The 20561-nt window shown below is 55.9% G+C and carries 21 protein-coding genes; 1 reads left to right on the forward strand and 20 read right to left on the reverse strand.

The window, feature by feature from the left end:
- Positions 1-144: 144 nt before the first annotated feature.
- Complete coding sequence (locus tag HJC04_RS17475; RefSeq protein WP_221146721.1) at positions 145-1095, reverse strand: GDP-L-fucose synthase; 951 nt, start codon at positions 1093-1095, stop codon at positions 145-147.
- Positions 1096-2157 carry a GDP-mannose 4,6-dehydratase gene (gmd, locus tag HJC04_RS17480; protein WP_221122496.1) on the reverse strand — a complete coding sequence of 354 codons (1062 nt, stop codon included), beginning with the start codon at positions 2155-2157 and terminating at the stop codon, positions 1096-1098. It abuts the gene before it with no gap.
- Positions 2158-2341: 184 nt separating this feature from the next.
- Here gmd and rfbB point away from each other — a divergent pair, with 184 nt between their 5' ends.
- The gene (gene rfbB, locus HJC04_RS17485; protein ID WP_221146722.1) at positions 2342-3397 is read left to right on the forward strand and encodes a dTDP-glucose 4,6-dehydratase; all 1056 of its coding nucleotides are present in this window, start codon (positions 2342-2344) and stop codon (positions 3395-3397) included.
- A 41-nt stretch (positions 3398-3438) separates the two neighbouring features.
- Here rfbB and HJC04_RS17490 read toward each other — a convergent pair whose 3' ends face one another.
- The 18 genes from HJC04_RS17490 to HJC04_RS17575 all read right to left on the reverse strand — a co-directional run bounded on the left by HJC04_RS17490 (position 3439) and on the right by HJC04_RS17575 (position 20560).
- On the reverse strand, positions 3439-4410 hold the full coding sequence (locus HJC04_RS17490; RefSeq protein ID WP_221146723.1) for a hypothetical protein: 972 nt from the start codon (positions 4408-4410) through the stop codon (positions 3439-3441).
- A complete protein-coding gene (locus HJC04_RS17495) occupies positions 4407-5219 on the reverse strand; it encodes a class I SAM-dependent methyltransferase (RefSeq protein WP_221146724.1) in 813 nt (270 codons plus the stop codon). The genes HJC04_RS17490 and HJC04_RS17495 overlap by 4 nt, the downstream gene beginning before the upstream one ends.
- Entirely contained in the window at positions 5219-6352 is a 1134-nt protein-coding gene (locus tag HJC04_RS17500; protein WP_210629113.1) for a glycosyltransferase, read from the reverse strand. Before HJC04_RS17500 ends, HJC04_RS17495 begins: the two co-directional genes overlap by 1 nt.
- Entirely contained in the window at positions 6333-7826 is a 1494-nt protein-coding gene (locus HJC04_RS17505) for a glycosyltransferase (protein ID WP_221146725.1), read from the reverse strand. Before HJC04_RS17505 ends, HJC04_RS17500 begins: the two co-directional genes overlap by 20 nt.
- A gap of 2 nt (positions 7827-7828) precedes the next feature.
- Entirely contained in the window at positions 7829-8695 is an 867-nt protein-coding gene (locus HJC04_RS17510) for a TIGR04325 family methyltransferase (RefSeq protein WP_247241763.1), read from the reverse strand.
- A gap of 44 nt (positions 8696-8739) precedes the next feature.
- Complete coding sequence (locus HJC04_RS17515; RefSeq protein ID WP_221146726.1) at positions 8740-9606, reverse strand: hypothetical protein; 867 nt, start codon at positions 9604-9606, stop codon at positions 8740-8742.
- Positions 9591-10223, reverse strand: coding sequence for a PIG-L deacetylase family protein (locus tag HJC04_RS17520; protein ID WP_004677164.1), 633 nt, complete (start codon positions 10221-10223; stop codon positions 9591-9593). The genes HJC04_RS17515 and HJC04_RS17520 overlap by 16 nt, the downstream gene beginning before the upstream one ends.
- On the reverse strand, positions 10220-10921 hold the full coding sequence (locus HJC04_RS17525) for a WbqC family protein (protein ID WP_210629117.1): 702 nt from the start codon (positions 10919-10921) through the stop codon (positions 10220-10222). The genes HJC04_RS17520 and HJC04_RS17525 overlap by 4 nt, the downstream gene beginning before the upstream one ends.
- Complete coding sequence (locus HJC04_RS17530; RefSeq protein ID WP_221122490.1) at positions 10918-11883, reverse strand: PseG/SpsG family protein; 966 nt, start codon at positions 11881-11883, stop codon at positions 10918-10920. Before HJC04_RS17530 ends, HJC04_RS17525 begins: the two co-directional genes overlap by 4 nt.
- Positions 11865-12542 (reverse strand): cytidylyltransferase domain-containing protein, encoded by a 678-nt coding sequence (locus HJC04_RS17535; protein WP_210629119.1) that lies wholly within the window; start codon positions 12540-12542, stop codon positions 11865-11867. Before HJC04_RS17535 ends, HJC04_RS17530 begins: the two co-directional genes overlap by 19 nt.
- Entirely contained in the window at positions 12539-13555 is a 1017-nt protein-coding gene (locus HJC04_RS17540) for an N-acetylneuraminate synthase family protein (protein WP_221146727.1), read from the reverse strand. Before HJC04_RS17540 ends, HJC04_RS17535 begins: the two co-directional genes overlap by 4 nt.
- Positions 13556-13668: 113 nt before the next feature.
- Entirely contained in the window at positions 13669-14739 is a 1071-nt protein-coding gene (locus tag HJC04_RS17545; RefSeq protein ID WP_210629121.1) for a radical SAM/SPASM domain-containing protein, read from the reverse strand.
- A gap of 2 nt (positions 14740-14741) precedes the next feature.
- Positions 14742-15587: an NAD(P)-dependent oxidoreductase gene (locus HJC04_RS17550; RefSeq protein ID WP_210629122.1), complete on the reverse strand. Its 846-nt coding sequence runs from the start codon at positions 15585-15587 to the stop codon at positions 14742-14744.
- The gene (locus HJC04_RS17555) at positions 15580-16293 is read right to left on the reverse strand and encodes a nucleotidyltransferase family protein (RefSeq protein ID WP_210629123.1); all 714 of its coding nucleotides are present in this window, start codon (positions 16291-16293) and stop codon (positions 15580-15582) included. Before HJC04_RS17555 ends, HJC04_RS17550 begins: the two co-directional genes overlap by 8 nt.
- The gene (locus HJC04_RS17560; RefSeq protein WP_221146728.1) at positions 16286-17266 is read right to left on the reverse strand and encodes an NAD-dependent 4,6-dehydratase LegB; all 981 of its coding nucleotides are present in this window, start codon (positions 17264-17266) and stop codon (positions 16286-16288) included. The genes HJC04_RS17555 and HJC04_RS17560 overlap by 8 nt, the downstream gene beginning before the upstream one ends.
- Entirely contained in the window at positions 17263-18582 is a 1320-nt protein-coding gene (locus HJC04_RS17565) for an ABC transporter ATP-binding protein (protein WP_221146729.1), read from the reverse strand. The genes HJC04_RS17560 and HJC04_RS17565 overlap by 4 nt, the downstream gene beginning before the upstream one ends.
- The gene (locus HJC04_RS17570) at positions 18582-19457 is read right to left on the reverse strand and encodes an ABC transporter permease (protein WP_210629126.1); all 876 of its coding nucleotides are present in this window, start codon (positions 19455-19457) and stop codon (positions 18582-18584) included. The genes HJC04_RS17565 and HJC04_RS17570 overlap by 1 nt, the downstream gene beginning before the upstream one ends.
- Positions 19454-20560, reverse strand: a complete 1107-nt coding sequence (locus HJC04_RS17575; protein WP_221146752.1) for a DegT/DnrJ/EryC1/StrS aminotransferase family protein — start codon at positions 20558-20560, stop codon at positions 19454-19456. Before HJC04_RS17575 ends, HJC04_RS17570 begins: the two co-directional genes overlap by 4 nt.
- Position 20561: the final 1 nt, after the last annotated feature.

A 20561-nucleotide genomic window follows, 5' to 3' on the forward strand; every position in this document is an offset into this window, starting at 1 on the left:
TATACCGACGCGTGGTGAAGCTTAGACACCAATGCGTTCCGGACCCGCCGGCCAGGACCACGAGGCAATCGGAGGCTCGGCGACAGCGCTGTGTCGCGAATCAATGTGGGACAGAGAAAGTGCCGGCCCGCAGGAACTCGGGCATCAGGCCGCTGGATCAGATCCGTTTTCGCATTCGAGAAACCAAGCGTAAGTGGCTCTAATGCCGTCCTCAAGCGAAATGCTCGGTTTCCAGCCCATGTCCTGCAGCTTCTTGTTGCTCATCAGCTTTCGCGGCGTGCCGTCGGGCTTGGAAAGGTCATGGACGATCTCACCCTCGTAACCGACGACGCGGCAAACCAGACGCGTCAACTCGATGATTTCAAGATCCGTGCCCGAGCCGACATTGACATGCTGTGCGCCCGAATAGGTTTTCAGCAGAAACACCAGCGCGTCGGCGCAGTCGTCGACGTGAAGAAACTCGCGGCGCGGGGTTCCGGTGCCCCAGACAACCATTTGCGGGTCTCTGCGCAATTTCGCCGCATGCGCCTTGCGGATCAGCGCGGGCAGGACATGACTGGAGTTCAGGTCGAAATTATCGCCAGGTCCGTACAGGTTGGTCGGCATCGCCGAAATGTAGTCACGGCCATATTGCTTGCGATAGGCTTCCGCGAGCTTGATACCGGCGATCTTGGCAATGGCGTACCATTCGTTGGTCGGCTCAAGCGGACCGGTCAACAGAGCCTCTTCAGGAATCGGCTGGGGAGCGAGCTTGGGATAAATGCAGCTTGAACCCAGGAAGAGAAGCCGGTCCACCTCCGCCCGGTGAGCGGCTTCAAAGATGTTGGTTTGAATGATCAGATTGTCGGAGATGAATTCGGCAGGATAGCTGTCATTGGCGAGGATTCCGCCAACCTTGGCTGCGGCGATTATGATCGCGTCCGGCCGGGTTGCTTCAACAAACTTCTCGACCTGGTCTTGGCGCTTCAAGTCGACCTCGGCGCGCGTGGCCGTGATGATCCTGCAATTTTCGGATTGAAGCCTGCGCACAAGAGCACTGCCGACCATACCGCGATGACCGGCAACCCAGATCTTCTTGTTCGATAAGTCGTACACTCAGACCTCTTTCCGGCTGCCTTGAGCCTTCCAGTGCTTGATATCCTCGCGCACCATCTCAGCGGCGAGTTCACGAACCGGGGTCTTATGGTGCCAGCCCAGATTCTGACGTGCCTTGGTCGGGTCGCCAAGCAGAAGATCGACTTCCGTCGGGCGGAAATACCGGGGATCGATTTCCACAAGGCAAGCGCCGGAGGCGGCATCATAGCCCTTTTCGTCGACACCGGATCCCTTCCATTCCAAGGTGATGCCGACATCGGCAAAGGCCCACTCGACAAACTGGCGCACACGCGTCGTCTCACCCGTCGCCAAGACGTAGTCATCCGGCTTGTCCTGCTGCAGCATCAGCCACATGCCCTCGACATATTCGCGCGCATGGCCCCAGTCACGCTGGGCGTCAAGGTTCCCCAGGAAAAGCTTGTCCTGAAGGCCGAGGCTGATGGCAGCCACCGCCATCGTGATCTTGCGCGTGACGAAGGTCTCGCCGCGAAGCGGGCTTTCATGATTGAACAGAATGCCGTTCGACGCGTGCATGCCGTAGGCCTCGCGATAATTAACGACGATCCAGTAGGCATAGAGCTTGGCTGCGGCATAGGGGGAGCGCGGATAGAACGGCGTCTTCTCGTTCTGCGGCACTTGCTGCACGAGACCGTAGAGTTCCGACGTCGACGCCTGGTAGAACCGGCTTTTTTTCTCAAGACCCAGGATGCGGATCGCTTCGAGCAGCCTCAACGTCCCGATACCATCGGCATCGGCCGTATATTCCGGCGTTTCGAAACTGACGCCGACATGGCTTTGTGCGGCCAGGTTGTAGATTTCGTCAGGCTGAGTCTGCTGGACGATCCGCAGCAGGTTGGTCGAGTCGATCATATCGCCATAGTGAAGGACGAAGCGTGGGTGGGCCTCATGCGGATCCTGATAGATATGTTCGATGCGGCCGGTGTTAAAAGATGAGGACCGCCGCTTGATACCGTGCACCGTGTAGCCTTTGCTCAGAAGCAATTCGGCCAGATAGGCACCATCCTGACCAGTCACCCCAGTAATAAGCGCGGTTTTCGTCATTTTTCACGTCGTCTTTCGATGCAATCTTCGGGAGGTGTTTATGGAAACGACCGAACCAGCGCAACCCCAATGTGACCGACACCGGGGACAAACGAAATTCAGCATTGTCGATCTCTTCGGTTGACGGGGGATTGGCGCAATGAGACTAGAGCGTTCCATTTATCAGATGTCCAAAGGGAAAGACATGATCTTGGTGACGGGAGGTGCCGGCTTTATCGGTGCGAATTTCGTGCTCGACTGGCTTGCGCTCCACGATGAACCGGTCGTCAACCTTGATGCCCTCACCTATGCCGGCAATCTTGAGAACCTTAAATCCATCTGGAGTGACCCGCGTCATGTCTTCGTCAAAGGCAGCATTGCGGACTACGACCTTGTCGAAGCACTGCTCCGTTCCCACCGGCCTCGCGCCATCCTGAATTTCGCTGCCGAAAGTCATGTCGATCGATCGATCCATGGGCCAGAAGAATTTATCCAGACCAATATTGTCGGCACGTTTCGTCTGCTGGAGGCAATCCGGGGATTTCTTGCTTCACAGAATGAAGACTTCCGGGAGAGCTTTCGCTTCCTCCACGTATCGACGGACGAAGTCTATGGTTCGCTTGCTCCCGACGAGGCCGCTTTCAGCGAACATCGCAAATACGAACCCAATAGTCCTTATTCCGCGAGCAAGGCAGCGAGTGACCATCTGGTTCGCGCCTACCATCACACCTATGGCCTACCCGTTCTGACGACGAACTGTTCGAACAATTACGGTCCCTATCATTTTCCGGAAAAGCTTATTCCCCTCGTCATCCACAATGCTCTGTCGGGGAAACAGATTCCGATCTACGGAGACGGGATGCAGGTGCGCGACTGGCTGTTCGTCAAAGATCATTGCAGCGCGATCCGGCGTGTTCTGGAGAGAGGAAAAGTCGGGGAAACCTACAATGTCGGCGGCAGGAATGAACTGACGAACCTGTCAGTCGTCAATACGCTCTGCGAAATTCTCGATGAATTGACGCCCCTGCCAAACGGCGCAAGCTACAAGGCCCAGATTTCCTTTGTGCGTGATCGGCCAGGTCATGATCGTCGTTACGCCATCGATGCGGCAAAGATAGAAAGGGAGCTGGACTGGCGCCCTAGTGAGACCTTCGAGACGGGCATTCGCAAGACCGTCGAATGGTATCTCGCCAACGATGCTTGGGTAGAGAATGTGACAAGCGGCAGCTATCGACAGTGGATCGATCGGCAGTACCAATAACGAGGCGAGGAGAAGCGAGGCTCCTCCCCGCAATCGTGACATCAGTACCTGATGAAATTGTGCAGGAAGCTTATGACCGGCCGGGGTACATTGCTTTGCACCCATCGGCGCGCCTTAACCCGGAAAAAGGGACGAATGCCGCCGGAAAAGCCGGGAGAAACCGTCTTGATCGCTTTCAGGGCTTGCCTCAGAGCGCGTTCATAGACCCTGTAAGCAGCGTCGGGCTCCTCGCAGACGGCGGTGTAGAAAGCCGACAGCCGATCGAACATGCCATTGGTCAGCAACTGAAACTGGTGGAAGTGATAAAAGATCAGCGGCGAACCATCGACCTCGATCCTGCCTGATGCATCCTGCGAAAAATGCAGCTTTTCGTAGTTCCAGGGCGCGATTCCGGCTCCGGGATGCTCGATGATATGGCAATTCGGGTAGAGATCCGGCCATTCATCCAAATACTTCTGATCACCCATCTTGCCGTCTTCCAGGCGATAGTAGCACCATTCGATGCACTGCTCGCGCCAGCGAGTGAGGCAGCGCATTCCCTCTTCGTCGCGCCGGAAACTCACCCATTCGACGCAGAAACGGCCGTTAATTTCGCGATTCTGCAGCCGCGGAGCAAAACGGTGTTCGATAATGGCGATGGAACTATTGCCGATTTCGTCGAAAATCGGACCGAGCGGTGAATAAAACAGCAGATCGGAATCGAGGTAGGTGATGAAATCAATGTCGGGATGCTGCTCCAGCAGGAAACTCGGCAGACACGGAGACAGGGTCCAGCAATATTCGGCGACGCCGCGCGATTTCTTGACTTCCAGAAGTTCCGGCGTCTCGAGATCAGCGAGTGGAATGCAGGTGATGTAGGACCTGTTGAGAGCGGTCAATATCTCCTGCGTCTGCTGGTCCATGCAAAGCACAAAAACATGCGCATCGGGGCACCACTGGACGAGGCTCTCCATCATGGCCATTCCCTTGATGAGATAGCCGTTGTCGAAAAGGGTACAGAAATAGTTCGTCATGATTGGGTTTGTTTCCTGCACAAATAGGTGCGCATTGCATTGCCCTTACGACTGTCGTGCGGATCCACGTTCTCAGTTAGCGTGAACGTCGCCAGGACGTGCAGGCCGCGAACTCGAAAGATGTCCAATAGCTGCGGCTCGGAAAAATGGATCTCTATGGTCTCGACGCCATAGGCCTGTTTGCGGAAATACTTGGTCGGCTCGCCATAGACAACAGGCGTACGGTGAAAAATCACGTATTCCTTGGCAACACGGGCGCTCTCTGCGATCGCCGCGTCATAATCGGGGATATGCAGCAGACAACATCCTGAGACGACGACATCGAAAGCGTCATCCTGATAGTTGAGCCGCGTCGCATCCTCCACGTCGAACGACAGCCCGGGATAGATGCTGCGCGCCATATCGATGAAAGCATCGGAGTAATCGCAGCCGCGATAACGCAGCGGCAAGCCACTCACATCAAGCACTTCGGAATAATAGCCGCTGGAACAACCGATTTCGAGCAGCGAAGCATTAGCCGGAAGATCGTCGATGCTGCGCAAAGCGGCGGTAAAGACATCGAATACATCAATGGAAGCGCCATTGCGGTATTCCTTCAGCTGGCGCTCGACGAGGGCTCTCTGGCGGGCGGGCAGATCACTTGCTTTCCAGGATGCAGCAAGGCGCGAACTTTCGCTGTCTCGACGAGCCGCCTCTATCTCGACATAGCGGGACGATACCGACGTCGTCGGCAACAGCCGATCATGCAATCGCTTCAACTGGCTCTTCATCCCCGGAAAGCGATTGAGACTTGTGCGCAGAAACGACATCAGCCCTGTTTCTCCAGATATCGTTCGAGGATCGGCACCAATTCTTCCATTCTCGACTTGTAGGTGTGGTCCTTCAGCGTCCTTGCCTGACCGGCCTTCGCGATGGCGTCGGCCTCGTCCGGGTGGTCTATATAGTAGCGGACGAGTTCTGTCGCTTCTTCCGCACTGGAATAGGCAACCACTTCCTTTCCAACCTCGAAAATCTCCCCGAGATTATCCTTCTTGTCGGTTATCAGCAGCGATCCGACACCGGTCGCCTCGTAGAGCCGCATGTTATTGGCGTTGTTTTCGGCAACATTGATATGGCGGTTGACGGTGATCCGGCTGCGCGCCAGCGCCCGATACATATCCGGACCCCAGACTTCGCCATTGTGACGTTTGCGAATCGGAGAAGAGCGCGGGAGCGTCTTCGCGCCGTAACCGAAAAACTGTATCGGCGTGGTATCGGCAAGATGTTCGAGCAAGGGTACGGCCTTGCCATGATGACGGCTTATGCCGCCGACGAAGCTCACCGGCACATCGCGCCTGATGTCGCCAAGGAGATCGAGCACCCGAGTGTCGAAGCCAATCCTGAAATATTCGGATTTTATCCCCATCTCATGAAAACGGGGTACGAAATGGGGGAAAGACGTCAGAATAAGGTCATAGGGTCGCAGAAACTCACCCGGCGGCAGCGGACAAGCGATCTGGCCGACAATCAACGGCACCGTCTTCTTCAACTCCGTCAGGGCATGCGGCGGAAAGAAGCTGAGATCCTGACAGTAGAGTACATCCGGCTTGAATGTTCGAACCCGGGCCATTGCGACCTCCAGCAAGCCAGGGAGCGCCGCCAGGCGTGCGCCAACATAAGGCAGCCTGAAAAACCGATGCGGCAGTTTCATCGCCCAAGCGCTGAACGGCTCGTTGTTTTCTTGCGCCCAGGCCGATTGAAGCGGGACACAATTGCCGATGATGTCAATGACGTCGCAACCCTGGTCCTTCAGGTGGCGCGAGTAGAAATCGGACGTGCCGAATGCGGCGGCCAAAAGAGCTTTCGTCTGTTCTAGCGAGGTCGATTTTCGGAGCTGTGGCCGCCGCGCATAGAATTGCTTCAGAAACCGCGCGTAATAGGTGTCAAATATTGCTATTTTCATGTTCACCGTCTGGTTGACTGCCGGGACGTTCCTGTGACGTTCTATAGACGCTACCGACAAGCTTTGCCGGGTTCCCGGCAATTATTGCCCCTTCGGGGAAATTTCCGCGGACGACCGCACCCGCAGCGACAATGCTATCACGTCCTATTTCTGTGCCACGCAAGATCAGGGCATTGGTGCCAATGAACACATTATCGCCAATGTGCACCGGTGCAGTCTTGATGTCCGCCTCGACATCCGAATGACGGCGCCCTTCCGGACGTATCGGATGAAAGTCCGTGTCGAAAATCGTGACGTTGGCTCCCATCAGCACTTCCGCGCCGATTGAAATCCCTACAGCCGAGACGATGGTTGCACCACTGATGCCGCTGTCTGCGCCAATGCTGATCTTCGATCCGGCGCGAATGGTCGCTATCTTCACCGGATGATTGAGAGCGAGCGCTGTAAATCGGGAATCAGAACACAGGACGACGCGATCACCGAGGTGAATCTCACTGTCAGGATGTCGTTGCAACAAAGGGGCGCCATAGAGCACAACATCGCGGCCAACGCTTACCCCGTGACGTTTCAGTTCGCCAAGCTGCCTTGCACGCATACGGGAAAAGGCGAATTTCTTAAGGCTGGTCGTGATCTTTCCCAAAAGGACACGTGCGTAAAAGAAATAGGCCATGCGGAAAGGTGCGGTCGATCTCTGCACCGGTGAACCGACAAGCGAATAGAAGATCAGGCGTTGAAACACATTGTGAGGAGAGCGCCTGCCAAACAATCGTTTTTTCCATGAATGCCTGGAGATGTCGTTTCCATATACTGGCGGGGAATAGACGATTGCTTTTGTGCTGACGATCAGAGGCACTCCGGCGCGCGAAAAGCGCATCGCGATTTCATAATCGGCCATGTAGTGCGGCAGCAGGCGTGGCCGCATACCGCCATATCTCCGAAACAAGAGGGCTGGATATAGAGTACCTCGACCGCTCAATGCATCCACGCGGTATTGGCTCTCAGGCGACCGTTGTTGCGCTTCGCTCAATTCCGAAAGGACATCCCAGATCGCGAACCTGTTGATGTTGATCCGAGGTCCTATACTCACAAGAGGTGGGTCTTTCCCCTCTTCATGGATAACGCTTCCGACGGCGGCTTCGCCATTCGCCTTGGATGTTTGCACCAGGGTTTCAACATAATCTTCGTCGAACCAGGTGTCATTATTCAGAAACAGGATATAATCTTCCGCCTTGCAAGACGGAAGGACGTATTTCAGCCCCTTCTCGATGGCACCCCCCCACCAAAGATTGCCGTCGCCTCGGATTTCGACAACATCGCCCTGCGACTGCAGGTATTCTGCCGTGCCATCGGTCGAACCGTCGTTGACAACGACGATCGTCAGCGCGTCGGCGAGAGTTTGTCTCCTGAGAGCCTCCAGCACCTTCCGGGTGTGCTCCAGACGATTGAAGACAGGGATAATGACGTTAACGCGCATCGCTAGATTTCCGGCTTCTCAAGAAACCAGCCAGTATACGACCATTCGTATTGTCCCTGAGCTGGCGTAAGGCCAACGCCCCAACGCGTCAATTCCTGCAAGGGCGGCGGTGTTGCTATTCCAAATGTCCCAGCTGGCTGGAACCTGTCCAGCACCTCGTAGCCATGCCTCGCGAAGCGATTCTGCAATTCATGCGCGTTCAAGAACCACACGGGGTAGCTCGCGCGATAGATGCGTTCCGGCACATGCTGTACAAAAGGGGCTTCGGGGATATCGACCTGCGCGCTTGTTCTGTCAACAAGGATGAACTTGACGCCTTTCGAAAGAAGGCTCTCAAGATGCTCGTGGGGATATTCGAGGTACTGGAGCACGCCCGAGAGCAGAACGATGTGAGGGTTCACAAATTCGATTGCTTCTTCGAGGCTACGAGAAAAGCTCAGAAGCCCGTCTTCAAATTCTGCTCGCCCTGCTTCTGCAAAATGAGGCTGCTCCACGACGCACCATTTCAATTCCGCGAGATGAGCGAGTTTTGACCGGTGTTGAAAATAGGAACTTCCGAGCGCGCCTCCAAAGTCGACCACTCTCAAACGACCATCGGATCTGGATGCAACATAGAGCAGCCAGGCAAGCAGCGGATGCGAGTAGATTCTCTCTCTGAAGATTACAGTGTCCCGCTCATATGAGGCACGGCCCTGAACAACTGCGCGTGTCGCTTCGACGGCTTTTGCAAGAATGGCCGGCGCATCATAGCCGGTTGAATCAGCCATTGCCGAACGCCAATCATCGTAAGGTCCGTCGAAAATGATGTTGTGCCGTCGGAATTCGGCCCAGATCTCCTGTTCGCGCGCTTGGGGCGATTCTCGCGTCACCTCAAGCAAACAGTGGATTCCCGGAAGCGCAAATTTAAGCCGTCTCATTCTTCAAACCAGGCTTGGAACGGCCGGCGCTCAAATTCGTCCAGTGCCCCACCGGGTGTGGAATTGAAGATGCGGATATCATTTGCTCGCGCGATATTCGCGATGGCTCGATATTGTCGCCACAGCCGCGCCGCCTGCTGAAAGTCGTCGTGACGGTTCGTTGTCGGGGTGCCGTCCGCATTTACGGTGAAATCTTTTCCCTTTTGCACCTTGAGGTCGAACGCGTATTCATAGGTTGCTGACAGGAAGCGATCATGGTCGACGCCGAGCAGGATGATTTCCTTGAAACCAAGATACATCGCTATCATCAAGGCCATCACCGGGACTGAATCGACACGTGGCACCGGTCTGGAGATATCGACGATTTCTACCGATGGTCTTTCGTCGAAGCTTTCGCCGAGCATGAGATAGCGGACTGTTCGTCCTGAAAACAGATCGTGTTTTCGAACCAGCTCCGCTTCCGTGGAGCTGAGGAAGAGTTCCGCGCCGCCCAGGTGCGAATGCATCTCCTCGAACCAGCGGACCACGTCCTCGGGTGTCATCAATCCGTAGGTGATTTGCGGAACACAATGATAACGAGACTGGAACTTGTCGAAATCGGAATGCAGATAGCCGTTGGAAACGGTTATCACATTTTCGCCTTGAAGCCGCGACAGATCCAAGCCCTTGACGCTCGGTCCATTTCCTAAAATGAAACAGCGTTGGCCCGCACGCAGCCCGGCAAGCTGCCTGTTTTCTGCCAGCGATCTCGCGACATCAGCAGATAACTTGTGACGATTTTTAAGCCTGCGCTTCAGCTCATGCACACCATAGGGAAGCAGCATGGAGCCAAAGGTCAAAATCTTCCTCAAGGCTGCAGCCACTTCACCACCTCAAAGACTTCGGCGTATTTTACACCGATGCGCTGGCCGGCGTTCTCGGCTTCATTGCGGAAGAAGCTCACCCATTTCCGCCCGGTGCGCTCCATCTCGGATTCATGGGCAAGGATCGCTTTTTCCTTCTGGTCCCAATGGGCGGTAATGTCGACGTAGAAATTCCCCCTGAAATCGACGGTCGAATGATACCAGTTGCTGCGATACATCAGCAGGCGGGGCACGTGCCGGCAGCTGTGCAGCGATGCGCGCGACAGTGCCAGGTGGTCATGATGGATATCGCCGACCCAGTGGGTATAGACCATATCGATCTTCAGATCCTGCACCAGCTTGAGGATCTCGATATTCAGCGGGTCGACGAATTCGATCTGGAGCGTTTTGAACTCGCCGCAAAACATCTTTTGAACGCCGAGGATTTCCATCGCGGCATCCGCTTCCGCTCTGGCGACCTGGCTGCTGCGCACGGACTGGTCATATTGGTTGGAAAAGCCGGATACGGTCGCGACATAGACGTAAACGGTGTCGCCATTTGCTGTATGGCGCGCCAGTGCACCACCGCAGCCGAGCTCAACGTCGTCAAAATGGGCACCGATCGCGAGAATATTCATTTGCAACTCCAGAGCAGGTCACGCGTGCCTGCAATACCACAATTCAGCAGTGTGTCGAGAATACTGAGATAGGGAATGAAATCGCCGAAGGGCTGTGGATAAACCGGATGGACGAAATGCTGCCACTCGATTTCGATTCCGGCTGCCTCGAACAGTTCCGGCCGCATATAGTCGCGAGCGCCGAGACCCGAGAGATAACGCGTCGCTCCGACTTTGCCCAGCAATTCGACAAGCAACTCGTTCCTATGACCCACGGGGCTTAGAGTGCTCGATCGCACCGTCGGCATGGTGATTTCAAGCATATCCAGAATACCGTCCAGGAAATGCATGTTGAAATCGGCCAAGAGGTCGAACCGCTTGCCGTAGAGGACTTCGATGCGGGGAAAGACTTCGCTCCAGCCGGCGGACTTGCGATAGTTTTCACGAAGCAACGAAAGGTTCTGGTCTATCCATCCGGTGCCCGGTGCCAGCTCCACCGCGTTGATCGGTGTGCCGAAGCTTGGCTTTCTGATTCCGACGGTGAGCCAGCGGTCGCCTTGTGCCGTCTTTATCTTGTCACGGTGCGTCCAGCTTTTGCTCGTTCCGTGGACAAACTGGACGTGGTCCAGAACGACGTAGAGGTCGGCGTTCAGAAATCGCTGAAAAAAGCCGAGATAGGACGCAAAGTCCGGCTGATGGATCACCGCTGTCAGGGTCATGCAGCCAATCTTTCCAGTAAATCGGCGACTCGGCCAACCCCGCCAAGGTCGACCTTGGTCATGGCGGTCTCGCTCATGCTCCTGATGGGAATTGCCTTTTCCAGGATGCCGAGATCGAAAGCGGAGTGATGACCGGCGAAGAGCGCTCCTCCAAGTTCCTCGAGCGCACGCCCGACCGGGATTTCAAACGGTTCGTTTGCGACCACGACACAGGGCAGGCCGGCCGCACACGCTTCGAAGGGCGTAAGACCGCCCCCGGTAATCGCCAGATCGTGCCCGTACATCTCCGCCGCAAGCGACGGCACCTGGTTCAGCAATCTGAACCGATCCGGCGGAGCCGCCGCGACGACCTCTTCAAGCTCCGCCATGTGCTGGAAGCTCGGGCCTGTCACGATGGTGACAGGGAAAGGCTTGCTGCTCAGCCATTTAGCGACGCGGACCGTCACTCCATAAGTGTCGGCGCCGCCGAGGGTGACAAGTATCGATGCAAGCTTTTCCCGAACTCGGCGATACCTGGCGATTTCAGGATTGAGTATCATGTACTCTATGCCCAGCCGAACATCTCTGCCCTTCAGACCCTTCGTGTTTTCGAACAGCAGAGCGCAGATATTCAGGTCGGCAAGTTCCGCGCCATCACCACGATCATCGAAGGTAACAAGCTTGGCGTCCAAGCGTTTGATCGTCTCGCTGTGGGATCGCTGCGTATTAAGGCGGTCGTTGATCCAGATCGGAGACGGAGCAGCGGCTTCGAGGAAAGCCTTCTCCCATCCCGTCACGGCTGCCAGATCATAGAGCGCCACGGCAAACCCGCGCTCGCGGATGATTCTCAAGGAATTCGGATGATCGTTTGCCAAAAATCGGACCGAATGACCGCGGGTGCGCAGCTCGGCGGCGAGCGTCAGCGACCGAAAAAGATGCCCCATGCCGCGTGCATGCGAACTTTCTACGCAGAAGACGAACATAGCCTGATCGCCTCTTCCGTCCCGAGCCAGGTTCCGCCCGCCTGCGCTGCGAGCGCACAGGCGCGTCTCCAGTCCTCCTCAGTATCCACCGTCAGGCGCAGCTCCGGAGAGATTTTGGCTGGGGGCACCTCGAGCCGACCAATCTTGAACAATTCGGGGCGATCCGTGAAGTATTCATTCACGTGTTCGCGATGGTGCGGCAGCTTCCCCTCGCAGTGGCTGCGCGATAGAGCTTCGAAGGTAAATATCTCGGCGCCGACGCCAATAGGCAACTGGCCAAAGGCATGGGTGTAATCGAATCCCTGCTTTTGGTGCAGATCGATCAGCCTCTCAAGCTCCTCGACGTCGGTAAAAGGATTATCTGCGGTCAACCGCACGATATCTGACATCCCGAGCGATCTCGCACACTGAAAATAACGATCGAGAACGTCGGTTTCGTCGCCGCGAAAGCAGCTAACGCCGTGCTCAAGGCAGCAGGCTTCGATAATATCGTTCTCGCTGGCGGACGATGTCGCAACGACAACCTTTGCCGGGCGCTTCAGTATCTGAAGCCGACCAAGAACATGTCCGAGAAGGGGCTTTCCGCAAATGTCGCGAAGCACTTTTCCCGGCAGCCGCGTCGATCCCATCCGCGCCTGAATAATAATTCCAAGCGTCACGCCAGATCGCTCCATTGAAGGACCGCGTCCGCATCGAGGTCGTTTGCGACCCGCCGTCCTGCGAGAGCTTCGAAATGCTTCGGTTCAATTCCTGTTCCAGGTCGCTTAACGGAAATGTCGCCGGCGGAGATGACATGGCCGGCCTTGAGCGGTCGATTGACGACAACGCTCTTGCGATTGTTCAATCTCGTCGTTGCTTCACTCGCAGCCGGCTCCTTGCGGCCACTGCCTTTCATGATCTCGAACGCTCGTATCGCGTCGACGAGCCATTTCATTTCCGTCGGATCGGCCGAAAGCATGTGGTCCGGGCCGTCGGCGGACTTGTCGTAGGTGAAATGACGCTCGATCACCCGGGCGCCCATCGCGACCGCACAGAGGCTTGCGACCGGCGTCAGCGTATGGTCGGAATAACCGATGTCGAGATCCGGAAACGCTTTCATCATCGTCTGCATTGCACGCAGGTTCACATTTTCCGGATGCGTCGGATAACTCGTGATGGCATGCAGCAGAATAAGCTTGTCGTTGCCGGCTTCCTTGATGGCGGCGACGGACTCCTGAACTTCGTCGAGCGTCGACATCCCCGTCGACAGGATGATCGGCTTGCCGGTTTTTGCCAGATAACGGAGAAAGGGAATGTTGACCGCGTCGTCCGAACCCACCTTGTGGGCGCCGACTCCACACTTCTCCAGTAGATCGACATCCGTTTCATGCGAAGGCGAGGAGAACCAGTCCAGCCCGTGCTCTTCGGCATAGCGAAACACCGCTTCGTGAAGCTCGTGGCCGATTTCATATTTGCGGAAGAGTTCGAACTGCGAGGTAACGCCGGTGTTCTCCATGTCGAACATGGCGTTGCGGCTCGACAAAGTCTCTGCGCGATAGGTCTGGAGCTTGACGGCATCCACCCCCGCCGCCTTTGCCTCGTCAATCAAGTGCTTTGCCTGATCAAACGTCGTGAAGTTTCCGCCGATCTCAGCGATGATATAGCACCGATCAGGCCGGTAATTCCGGAACATCCTGTTACTCCCTGTAATTCACGACCGGCAAAGCCGCCTCGCTCTCGCGGCGATCGCAGCCCCTAAACTATAGGCTTGGCGAGGTCTGGTCGTAGCGCGTGGAATTCGGCCGATTACTGCCCGATTTCCTGGTTTCGGTCGACGTAATTCCGCACAATGACCTGTCGGCCGCAAATCTCAGCCGTCTCATCATTGGTCTGTCTCGGCAGATAACATCTGCGGCAGACCTCGCTCTTCAGGAAGCCTTGCGGTTCCTTGTGCAGAGCGCGCACCGCGTTCATTTTTTCCCCATGCCAGATCTGGTGCACGGTTTCGGTGTTCGCATTGCCGATAACCTCGCGGTTCTCCTCGTCGTTCGAGCACTTCATGACCAATCCGTCGGCACCAATCACAAGGCGTTGGTACTGCTGCGGGCATGTGAAGTTATCGAGATAGGCGATCTCGGAATCGTTGCCGAGGTAATCGATCAACGGATTGAAAGCGACCAGATCCACATGAGGTGCAAAGGTCTCGTAGTAGAGATCGGGATTCTCCCGGATTGCCGGCCAGATACCCTGCACCTTGATCACAGGACGGTGGAGACCGCGCTCTTCCTTGTACTTCTTTATGTCCTTGATCTTGTCGAGCAGGGCTTCGAACTTGATCGGCTTGCGGATCTTCTCGTAGGTCTCACCGGTGCCGTCGATCGAAACGGTGATCCAGTCGATGCCGGCATCGACAAGCTGGGCGAAATAGTCTCTGTTGAGCTTGAAGCCATGCGTGAGGGTCGAAACCTCTTTGATCCCATGGTCCTTAGCGTAGCGCACACAGTCGGCGAAACGCTTGTGCAACGTCGCCTCGCCGCGCAGCGAGAGGCGGATCGCCGGAACCTTGCCGCCGATCTCATCGATAATCCGGCAATAGAGGTCCCAGTCCATCCGCGTCGTATTGACGTTTTTCTTGAACTCGTCGCTGATCGTATAGCACATGGGGCAGCGCAGGTTGCAGATCGACGCCAGCTCGAGATCGACGAGCAGCGGGTAATCCGAAACCTGCTGGTTCAGGGCATATTCCGACCATTTGCGACGGTAATCCGCGTATTCGGCTTCCCATCCCTCGCCACGGAATCTGTCGAACGTGGCTTCGCGCTCGTCCGTGTCCATCGAGTAGTTGCCTTTGTTGATCGGAACGTAACGCTCGTTCAATTTTACGACTCCTTCATCATCACGCGGATGCCGGCGGGCAGATCCCACTCCGGCTGCCATCCGAGAACGGCGCGAGCCCGCGTAATATCGGCCCGCACGTCAGGTATTTCATTCCGCCGAACAGCGCAAGACGACACTACTGGTAGATTAGTGCCGGCAGCTTCCTGCAAGATGTCGATGATTTCCTGCACCGAATACGACATTCCGGAGCCGATATTGATGCAGTGGTAACCTTCCGACACGTCCATTGATTTGGCAAAGGCGCTCAGGACATCGTCGACGAAGACATAATCCCGCCGCGGACCGAGGTCCATGACCTGTATTTCCTGTTTCGTTCTTACCTGATTCAGTAGCGTCGGTACCAGAAATTCCGGCCGCTGCCCAACCCCATATATATTGAAAAGGCGCAATACCACCACCGGTATTTGCTCGTATGTAGCAGCGAACTCACAGAGCTGTTCGGCAAGATATTTGGAAAGTGCGTAAGGGTTGTTCGGCTTGACCGGATCGCTTTCATGGATCGGCAGCCGTTCCGGCACCCCATAAACATAGGCGCTTGCGAAGACGAGTTTGGCCTTGTGCCGCTTGCACCAGTTCAAAGCATGCTGTGTACCGAGAACATTGGCGGCGGTGAAACTCGGGCCTTGTGTCCAGCTATCCGGAACGAATGTCCTGCCGGCAAGATGAAACAGCGTGCGCGCTGCCGGAAGCTCCTTCCAAAGGCGCTCTTCGCTAATGTCCCCATGCGTTCGCTCAAGCGCAAGCACATCGATGCCAGCTTGTTCAAGCCGCTCCACCAGACGCTTCCCGAGGAAGCCGCCTGCACCGGTGACGATGGCGTCAACCATTCAAGAACCTGGATTGCATGGTTTCGAACTCTTCGATCGCCAATGCATAATCGTCGGGGCGTCCGATATCGAGCCAATAGCCCGGAAAATCGCGAACCGTGGCCGGCTTGCCTGCCGCCAGTAGATCGAGCATCAACTGGTCAAAGCCGTAAGCGCCGCGTTGCGGTATGTGCTCGACGGCCGCCGAAGACACCATGTAGACGCCCATGCTGACTTTATACTCGGCCGTGGGCTTCTCCCGGAAGCCCGTTAGTCGTCCTGCGGCGTTGGTATCAAGAACGCCGTAGTCTATGCGATGCTGGCGCGTCTTGGACGAGATCGTGAATATATTGCCGTCCCGGACATGGACATCATGAAAATCGGCATAATTGAGGTCCGTCAGGATGTCGCCGTTCATCACTAGAAAATTCTCAGGAAGATCCTTGATCAACCGCAGCGGCCCCATCGTGCCAAGCGGCTCGTCCTCGAGCGAATAGTCGATGCGTACGCCCCATTTGTCGCCATCCTGGAAAAACGCCTTGATCAATTCGGCCTGATGATTGACGGCAAGCGTGATGTGCTGAAATCCGCCTGCTATCAGCTGCCGGATGATGACCTCAAGAATAGGATAATCGCCGATCGGCATCAAAGGCTTTGGAAGGACGACGGTATAGGGCCGCAACCTCGTGCCCATTCCCCCCGCCAGAATGACTGCGCGTCTAGACATTGAAAATATCCGCCTTATACCGCGCCAGATTCTGCGGCTGACGCAGCCATTCGATCGTTGCCTTCAGACCATCCTCCACGCTGTAACGCGGCGAAAATCCCGTCAGAGACTTGATCAGGCTGTTGTCGCAGCACAAGCGTTCCACTTCACTGTTTGCGGGACGCAAACGCTGTTCGTCGCATTCAATCTCGACGCTGACGCCGATGATATCGGCGATGAGCTGAACGGTATCGCCAATCGATATCTCGCTGCCGGAACCGATATTGACGGTCTGGCCGATCGCTTGGTCGCAGGCCGCGAGCGCCAGAAAGCCATCGCAGGTATCCTGGACGAAATTGAAGTCCCGCGTTGGTGAGAGCGCACCAAGCTTCAGGGTCGTCCGTCCGCTCAGAAGCTGTGAAATCACGGTCGGAATAACCGCCCTTGCAGATTGTCTCGGGCCAAAGGTGTTGAAAGGCCGGGCAATCGTCACCGGCAGATCAAAGCTCGAATAATAGCTGTAGGCGATCGCATCCGCACCGATCTTGGAAGCCGAATAGGGCGACTGCGCCTGCAGCGGATGGCTTTCGCTGATCGGCACAAAACGCGCGGTGCCGTAGACTTCGCTGGTCGAGGTCTGGATCGCCCTTCCCACCCCAGCGTCGAGGGCTCCTTGAAGGACGTTCAGCGTCCCATGCACATTCGTATCGATGTAGCTTGAGGGTGCTTGATAGGAATAGGGAATCGCAATCAGAGCGGCGAGATGGAAAACCGTATCCACGCCTTTTGCGACGGTGCGCATTTGCGAGGGATCGCGGACGTCTCCGAGGATCACTTCGAACTGGCCGCGGTGTTCGGATTGGTCAAGCCAGCCCCAGCTGGAAAACGAGTTGTACTGGCATAGGGCGCGAACTTCGACGCCCGACCTGACCAGCGTCTCGACAAGGTGAGAGCCGATAAATCCATCCGCCCCAGTGACAAGCACTTTCTTCATTTAAAAACACCCTCAGAATCGCGCTGGAAGAGCTTCTCCACCTCCCAAGGCAACTGGATCGCCGAAATCGACGGCTTGCGTTGCTGACCCAGCATCTGGATAATTCCGACATTGTCCTCCACGTCAAACCGAATACCCTCGGCGACGGAATAGATCGAGAACCGGCTCGATATGCCGAGCCGCAAGTAGAAGGTGCCGGTGTTGAGGAGATATCCGGGAAATCTGACGCGCGCTTTGTAATAGCCGGCTGGCCGGGTATCCAGGCGCCCGACGTCGAGTTCGGGATCGGAAAGGCTGACGAGCGTGGTGTAGCCGTCCTCCATCTTGATCTGCATCCCGACCGAGAGGCCGGAAAGAGGCTCCCTCAATTCGTATTCGACCTCGACCGAGAAGCCGTTCGACAGTTCCACGGTTTCAGAAACCTCGTCCTTCTCGTTCAATACCGCGACGCGGCATATCACCGCCTTTCCGTCGATGTCCTCGGGATTGACCGAGTAACTTGCGGTACCGCCGAATTCCGGGCGATTGAGATAGGCCTTGATCACATCTGCGGTCTCGCCCATCGCAGCAACCTTGCCATCGGCCATCAGAATCGATTTCGGGCAGATGCTGCTGATCGCGGTCATGTTGTGACTGACGAAGATGATCGTTCGACCTGCCTTCGTGACTTCCTGCATGCGTCCCATGCATTTGTTCTGGAAGTTGACGTCGCCGACGGCCAGAACTTCATCAACCAGCAGAATCTCCGGCTCGAGATGCGCCGCGACCGAGAAAGCCAGACGCACATACATTCCAGATGAATACCGCTTCACCGGGGTGTCAATGAACTCGCCGATTTCAGCAAACTCGACGATCTCATCGAATTTGGACCTGACCTCGGCGCGGCTCATGCCAAGGATGGCTCCGTTGAGATAGACGTTCTCGCGACCGGTGAGCTCCGGATGAAATCCGGTGCCGACCTCAAGCAGGCTGGCAATCCTGCCCCGTATACCTATGAAACCCGAATTGGGCATGGTGATACGTGACATGACCTTCAACAGGGTGGATTTGCCGGCACCATTCCTGCCGATAATCCCGACGATCTCGCCGTTCCCCACCTCGAAGGAGACATCATCCAGCGCTTTAAAGATGTCGCCCTTCACTCGCGACTGCTGACTCTTGTTGGAAGCATAATCGGATACAGAAACATTCGGATCGGGAAGGTTGCGCCACTTTGCCCACCAGCTTTGAAGGTCGCGATAAAGCGTGCCATGGTTGATCACGCCAAGGCGGTATAGCTTGCTGACGTGCTCGGCTCGAATAACGATATCGTTCATCAGACCGTATCCATCGCAGTTGCCTCCGCACGAGCGAAAAGCATCAAGCCGCACGTCGCGATCGCGACAGTCACAGCCAGATTGGCGAGACACAGACTGACCGGCAAAGCGGGAGAATCAAGCAGCGCCCAACGGAAGGTCTGTACCGGGGTCGTCATCGGATTGATATAAAAGAACCAGTGATACCGTTCAGGAATCTGACTAAAAGGATAGACAATCGGCGTGGCATACATCCAGAGCTGCGTCATGAATCCGACGGCATAAACCAAGTCACGAAAACGGACTGTTAGCGCCGAAACCACAAGCCCCGCACCTATACCAAGCACCGCAATATAGAGCAGCAGGAGCGGCGTCATAAATAGGAACCTGTAGCTCAATGCCAGATCGGGGGCGGCGATCTTCATCCCAACCGCAACCGTCAACAGGAGCAGGAACTGGATGGCAAATGCGACAAGCCCGCTCATGGCAACGGATAGCGGCACCACGAGCTTGGGGAAATAAACCTTTCCGAACAGGTTGGCATTTTTTGAGAAGACGTCGGAGTTATTGGCCAGACAGACGGAAAAATAACTCCAGATGATCGTTCCCGACATATAAAACAGGAAAGGTGGCAGGCCATCCGTGGAAAGATTGGCGATTTTTCCGAACACGATATAATACGTCATTGCCGTCAGCGACGGTTGAATAATGTACCAGACCGGCCCCAGAACCGTCTGTTTATAAAATGTCGTGAAATCCCGCATAAAGAACATCCAGACGAGATCGCGATATCGCCAGACGAGTCCGAGATCCGGCGCGCTGCCCTTCGAAGGCTTGATAACGATATCCCAATCTTCCTCGCGGGTGGAGGCCGATCCCTTCAGCTGTTCTGTCATGCCGCCAACTTCAGCTTTTCCGGGAGCGCAGTAAGAAGGCTGCAGACGCGCTCGATCTCATCCTTTCGATGCCCAGCCGAAATAGGCAGGCTCAGCTCGGTGGCATGCAGCTCATCGGCAATGGGATAGTCGCCGGAAAGAATGCCTTGCATTGCCTTCTGCCGATGCGGGGCGATCGGATAATGTATCTCGGTCTTGACGCCGTTATCGAGCAGCCACCGACGCAATTCGTCGCGGGCCGGATGACGTATCGCGAAGATATGAAACACGTCATACTCGGCAGGTCGACGAAGCGGCTGCGCGAGCCATTTGGGCAAATTGGCAAAATAAACATCGGCCAGTGCCCGCTTATGTTCAGTCACCTGGTCGAGGTGACGGAGTTTAACCCGCAGGAATGCCGCCTGCATCTCGTCAAGCCTCGAATTTACACCAATATAGACGTTCTCATATTTTTTCTTCGAGCCGTAGTTGCGCATATGTCTCAGGCGATCGGCAAATTCGTCATCGTTCGTGACGATGGCGCCCGCATCTCCGAGAGCTCCAAGATTCTTGGTCGGATAGAAGCTGAAGCAACCGGCAATTCCGAAGGTGCCGGTCAGCTTGCCGTCAAAGCGCGCGCCGTGAGACTGCGCGCAATCCTCGATCACCTTGAGACCATGCTCGCTTGCAAACGCCGCGATCTCGGTCATCCGGCAGGATTTGCCGAAAAGATGCGTCACGCAGATTGCCTGCGTCTTGTGTGTGAGCGCCGCTGGAAGGCGCTCCGGATCGATATTGAAGGTTTCGCGCTCGGGCTCCACCAGAACGGGTTTGTGGCCCGCGCGAAGAATCGCCAGAACAGTGGCTATATAGGTGTTGGAGGCAACCATGATCTCGCTGCCTTTCGGCAGGTCGAGCGCTTCGATCGACAGGATCAATGCATCCAGACCATTGGCCACGCTGATGCAATGTTTGCTTTCCGCAAAGGCAGCGAATTCAGCTTCGAATGAGGAGACCTCATTGCCAAGTATGTACCATCCGGACCGAATGACGCGGGATGCAACCGCCTCCAACTCTTCCATCAGCGGGCGGTTGGCCTGCGCTAGACTTTCATACTCAATCATC

This window comes from Rhizobium sp. NLR8a (assembly GCF_019685235.1).
Taxonomy (GTDB): domain Bacteria; phylum Pseudomonadota; class Alphaproteobacteria; order Rhizobiales; family Rhizobiaceae; genus Rhizobium.

What these genes read in the sequence shown, in the direction of transcription:
- HJC04_RS17555 (WP_210629123.1), bottom strand. Translation starts at nt 16,293, where the DNA reads ATGTCTAGACGCGCAGTCATTCTGGCGGGGGGAATGGGCACGAGGTTG.
- rfbB (WP_221146722.1), top strand. Translation starts at nt 2,342, where the DNA reads ATGATCTTGGTGACGGGAGGTGCCGGCTTTATCGGTGCGAATTTCGTG.
- HJC04_RS17495 (WP_221146724.1), bottom strand. Translation starts at nt 5,219, where the DNA reads ATGTCGTTTCTGCGCACAAGTCTCAATCGCTTTCCGGGGATGAAGAGC.
- HJC04_RS17530 (WP_221122490.1), bottom strand. Translation starts at nt 11,883, where the DNA reads ATGTTCGTCTTCTGCGTAGAAAGTTCGCATGCACGCGGCATGGGGCAT.
- HJC04_RS17575 (WP_221146752.1), bottom strand. Translation starts at nt 20,560, where the DNA reads ATGATTGAGTATGAAAGTCTAGCGCAGGCCAACCGCCCGCTGATGGAA.
- HJC04_RS17565 (WP_221146729.1), bottom strand. Translation starts at nt 18,582, where the DNA reads ATGAACGATATCGTTATTCGAGCCGAGCACGTCAGCAAGCTATACCGC.
- HJC04_RS17520 (WP_004677164.1), bottom strand. Translation starts at nt 10,223, where the DNA reads ATGAATATTCTCGCGATCGGTGCCCATTTTGACGACGTTGAGCTCGGC.
- HJC04_RS17525 (WP_210629117.1), bottom strand. Translation starts at nt 10,921, where the DNA reads ATGACCCTGACAGCGGTGATCCATCAGCCGGACTTTGCGTCCTATCTC.
- HJC04_RS17500 (WP_210629113.1), bottom strand. Translation starts at nt 6,352, where the DNA reads ATGAAAATAGCAATATTTGACACCTATTACGCGCGGTTTCTGAAGCAA.
- HJC04_RS17560 (WP_221146728.1), bottom strand. Translation starts at nt 17,266, where the DNA reads ATGAAGAAAGTGCTTGTCACTGGGGCGGATGGATTTATCGGCTCTCAC.
- HJC04_RS17505 (WP_221146725.1), bottom strand. Translation starts at nt 7,826, where the DNA reads ATGCGCGTTAACGTCATTATCCCTGTCTTCAATCGTCTGGAGCACACC.
- HJC04_RS17540 (WP_221146727.1), bottom strand. Translation starts at nt 13,555, where the DNA reads ATGTTCCGGAATTACCGGCCTGATCGGTGCTATATCATCGCTGAGATC.
- HJC04_RS17490 (WP_221146723.1), bottom strand. Translation starts at nt 4,410, where the DNA reads ATGACGAACTATTTCTGTACCCTTTTCGACAACGGCTATCTCATCAAG.
- HJC04_RS17570 (WP_210629126.1), bottom strand. Translation starts at nt 19,457, where the DNA reads ATGACAGAACAGCTGAAGGGATCGGCCTCCACCCGCGAGGAAGATTGG.
- HJC04_RS17550 (WP_210629122.1), bottom strand. Translation starts at nt 15,587, where the DNA reads ATGGTTGACGCCATCGTCACCGGTGCAGGCGGCTTCCTCGGGAAGCGT.
- gmd (WP_221122496.1), bottom strand. Translation starts at nt 2,157, where the DNA reads ATGACGAAAACCGCGCTTATTACTGGGGTGACTGGTCAGGATGGTGCC.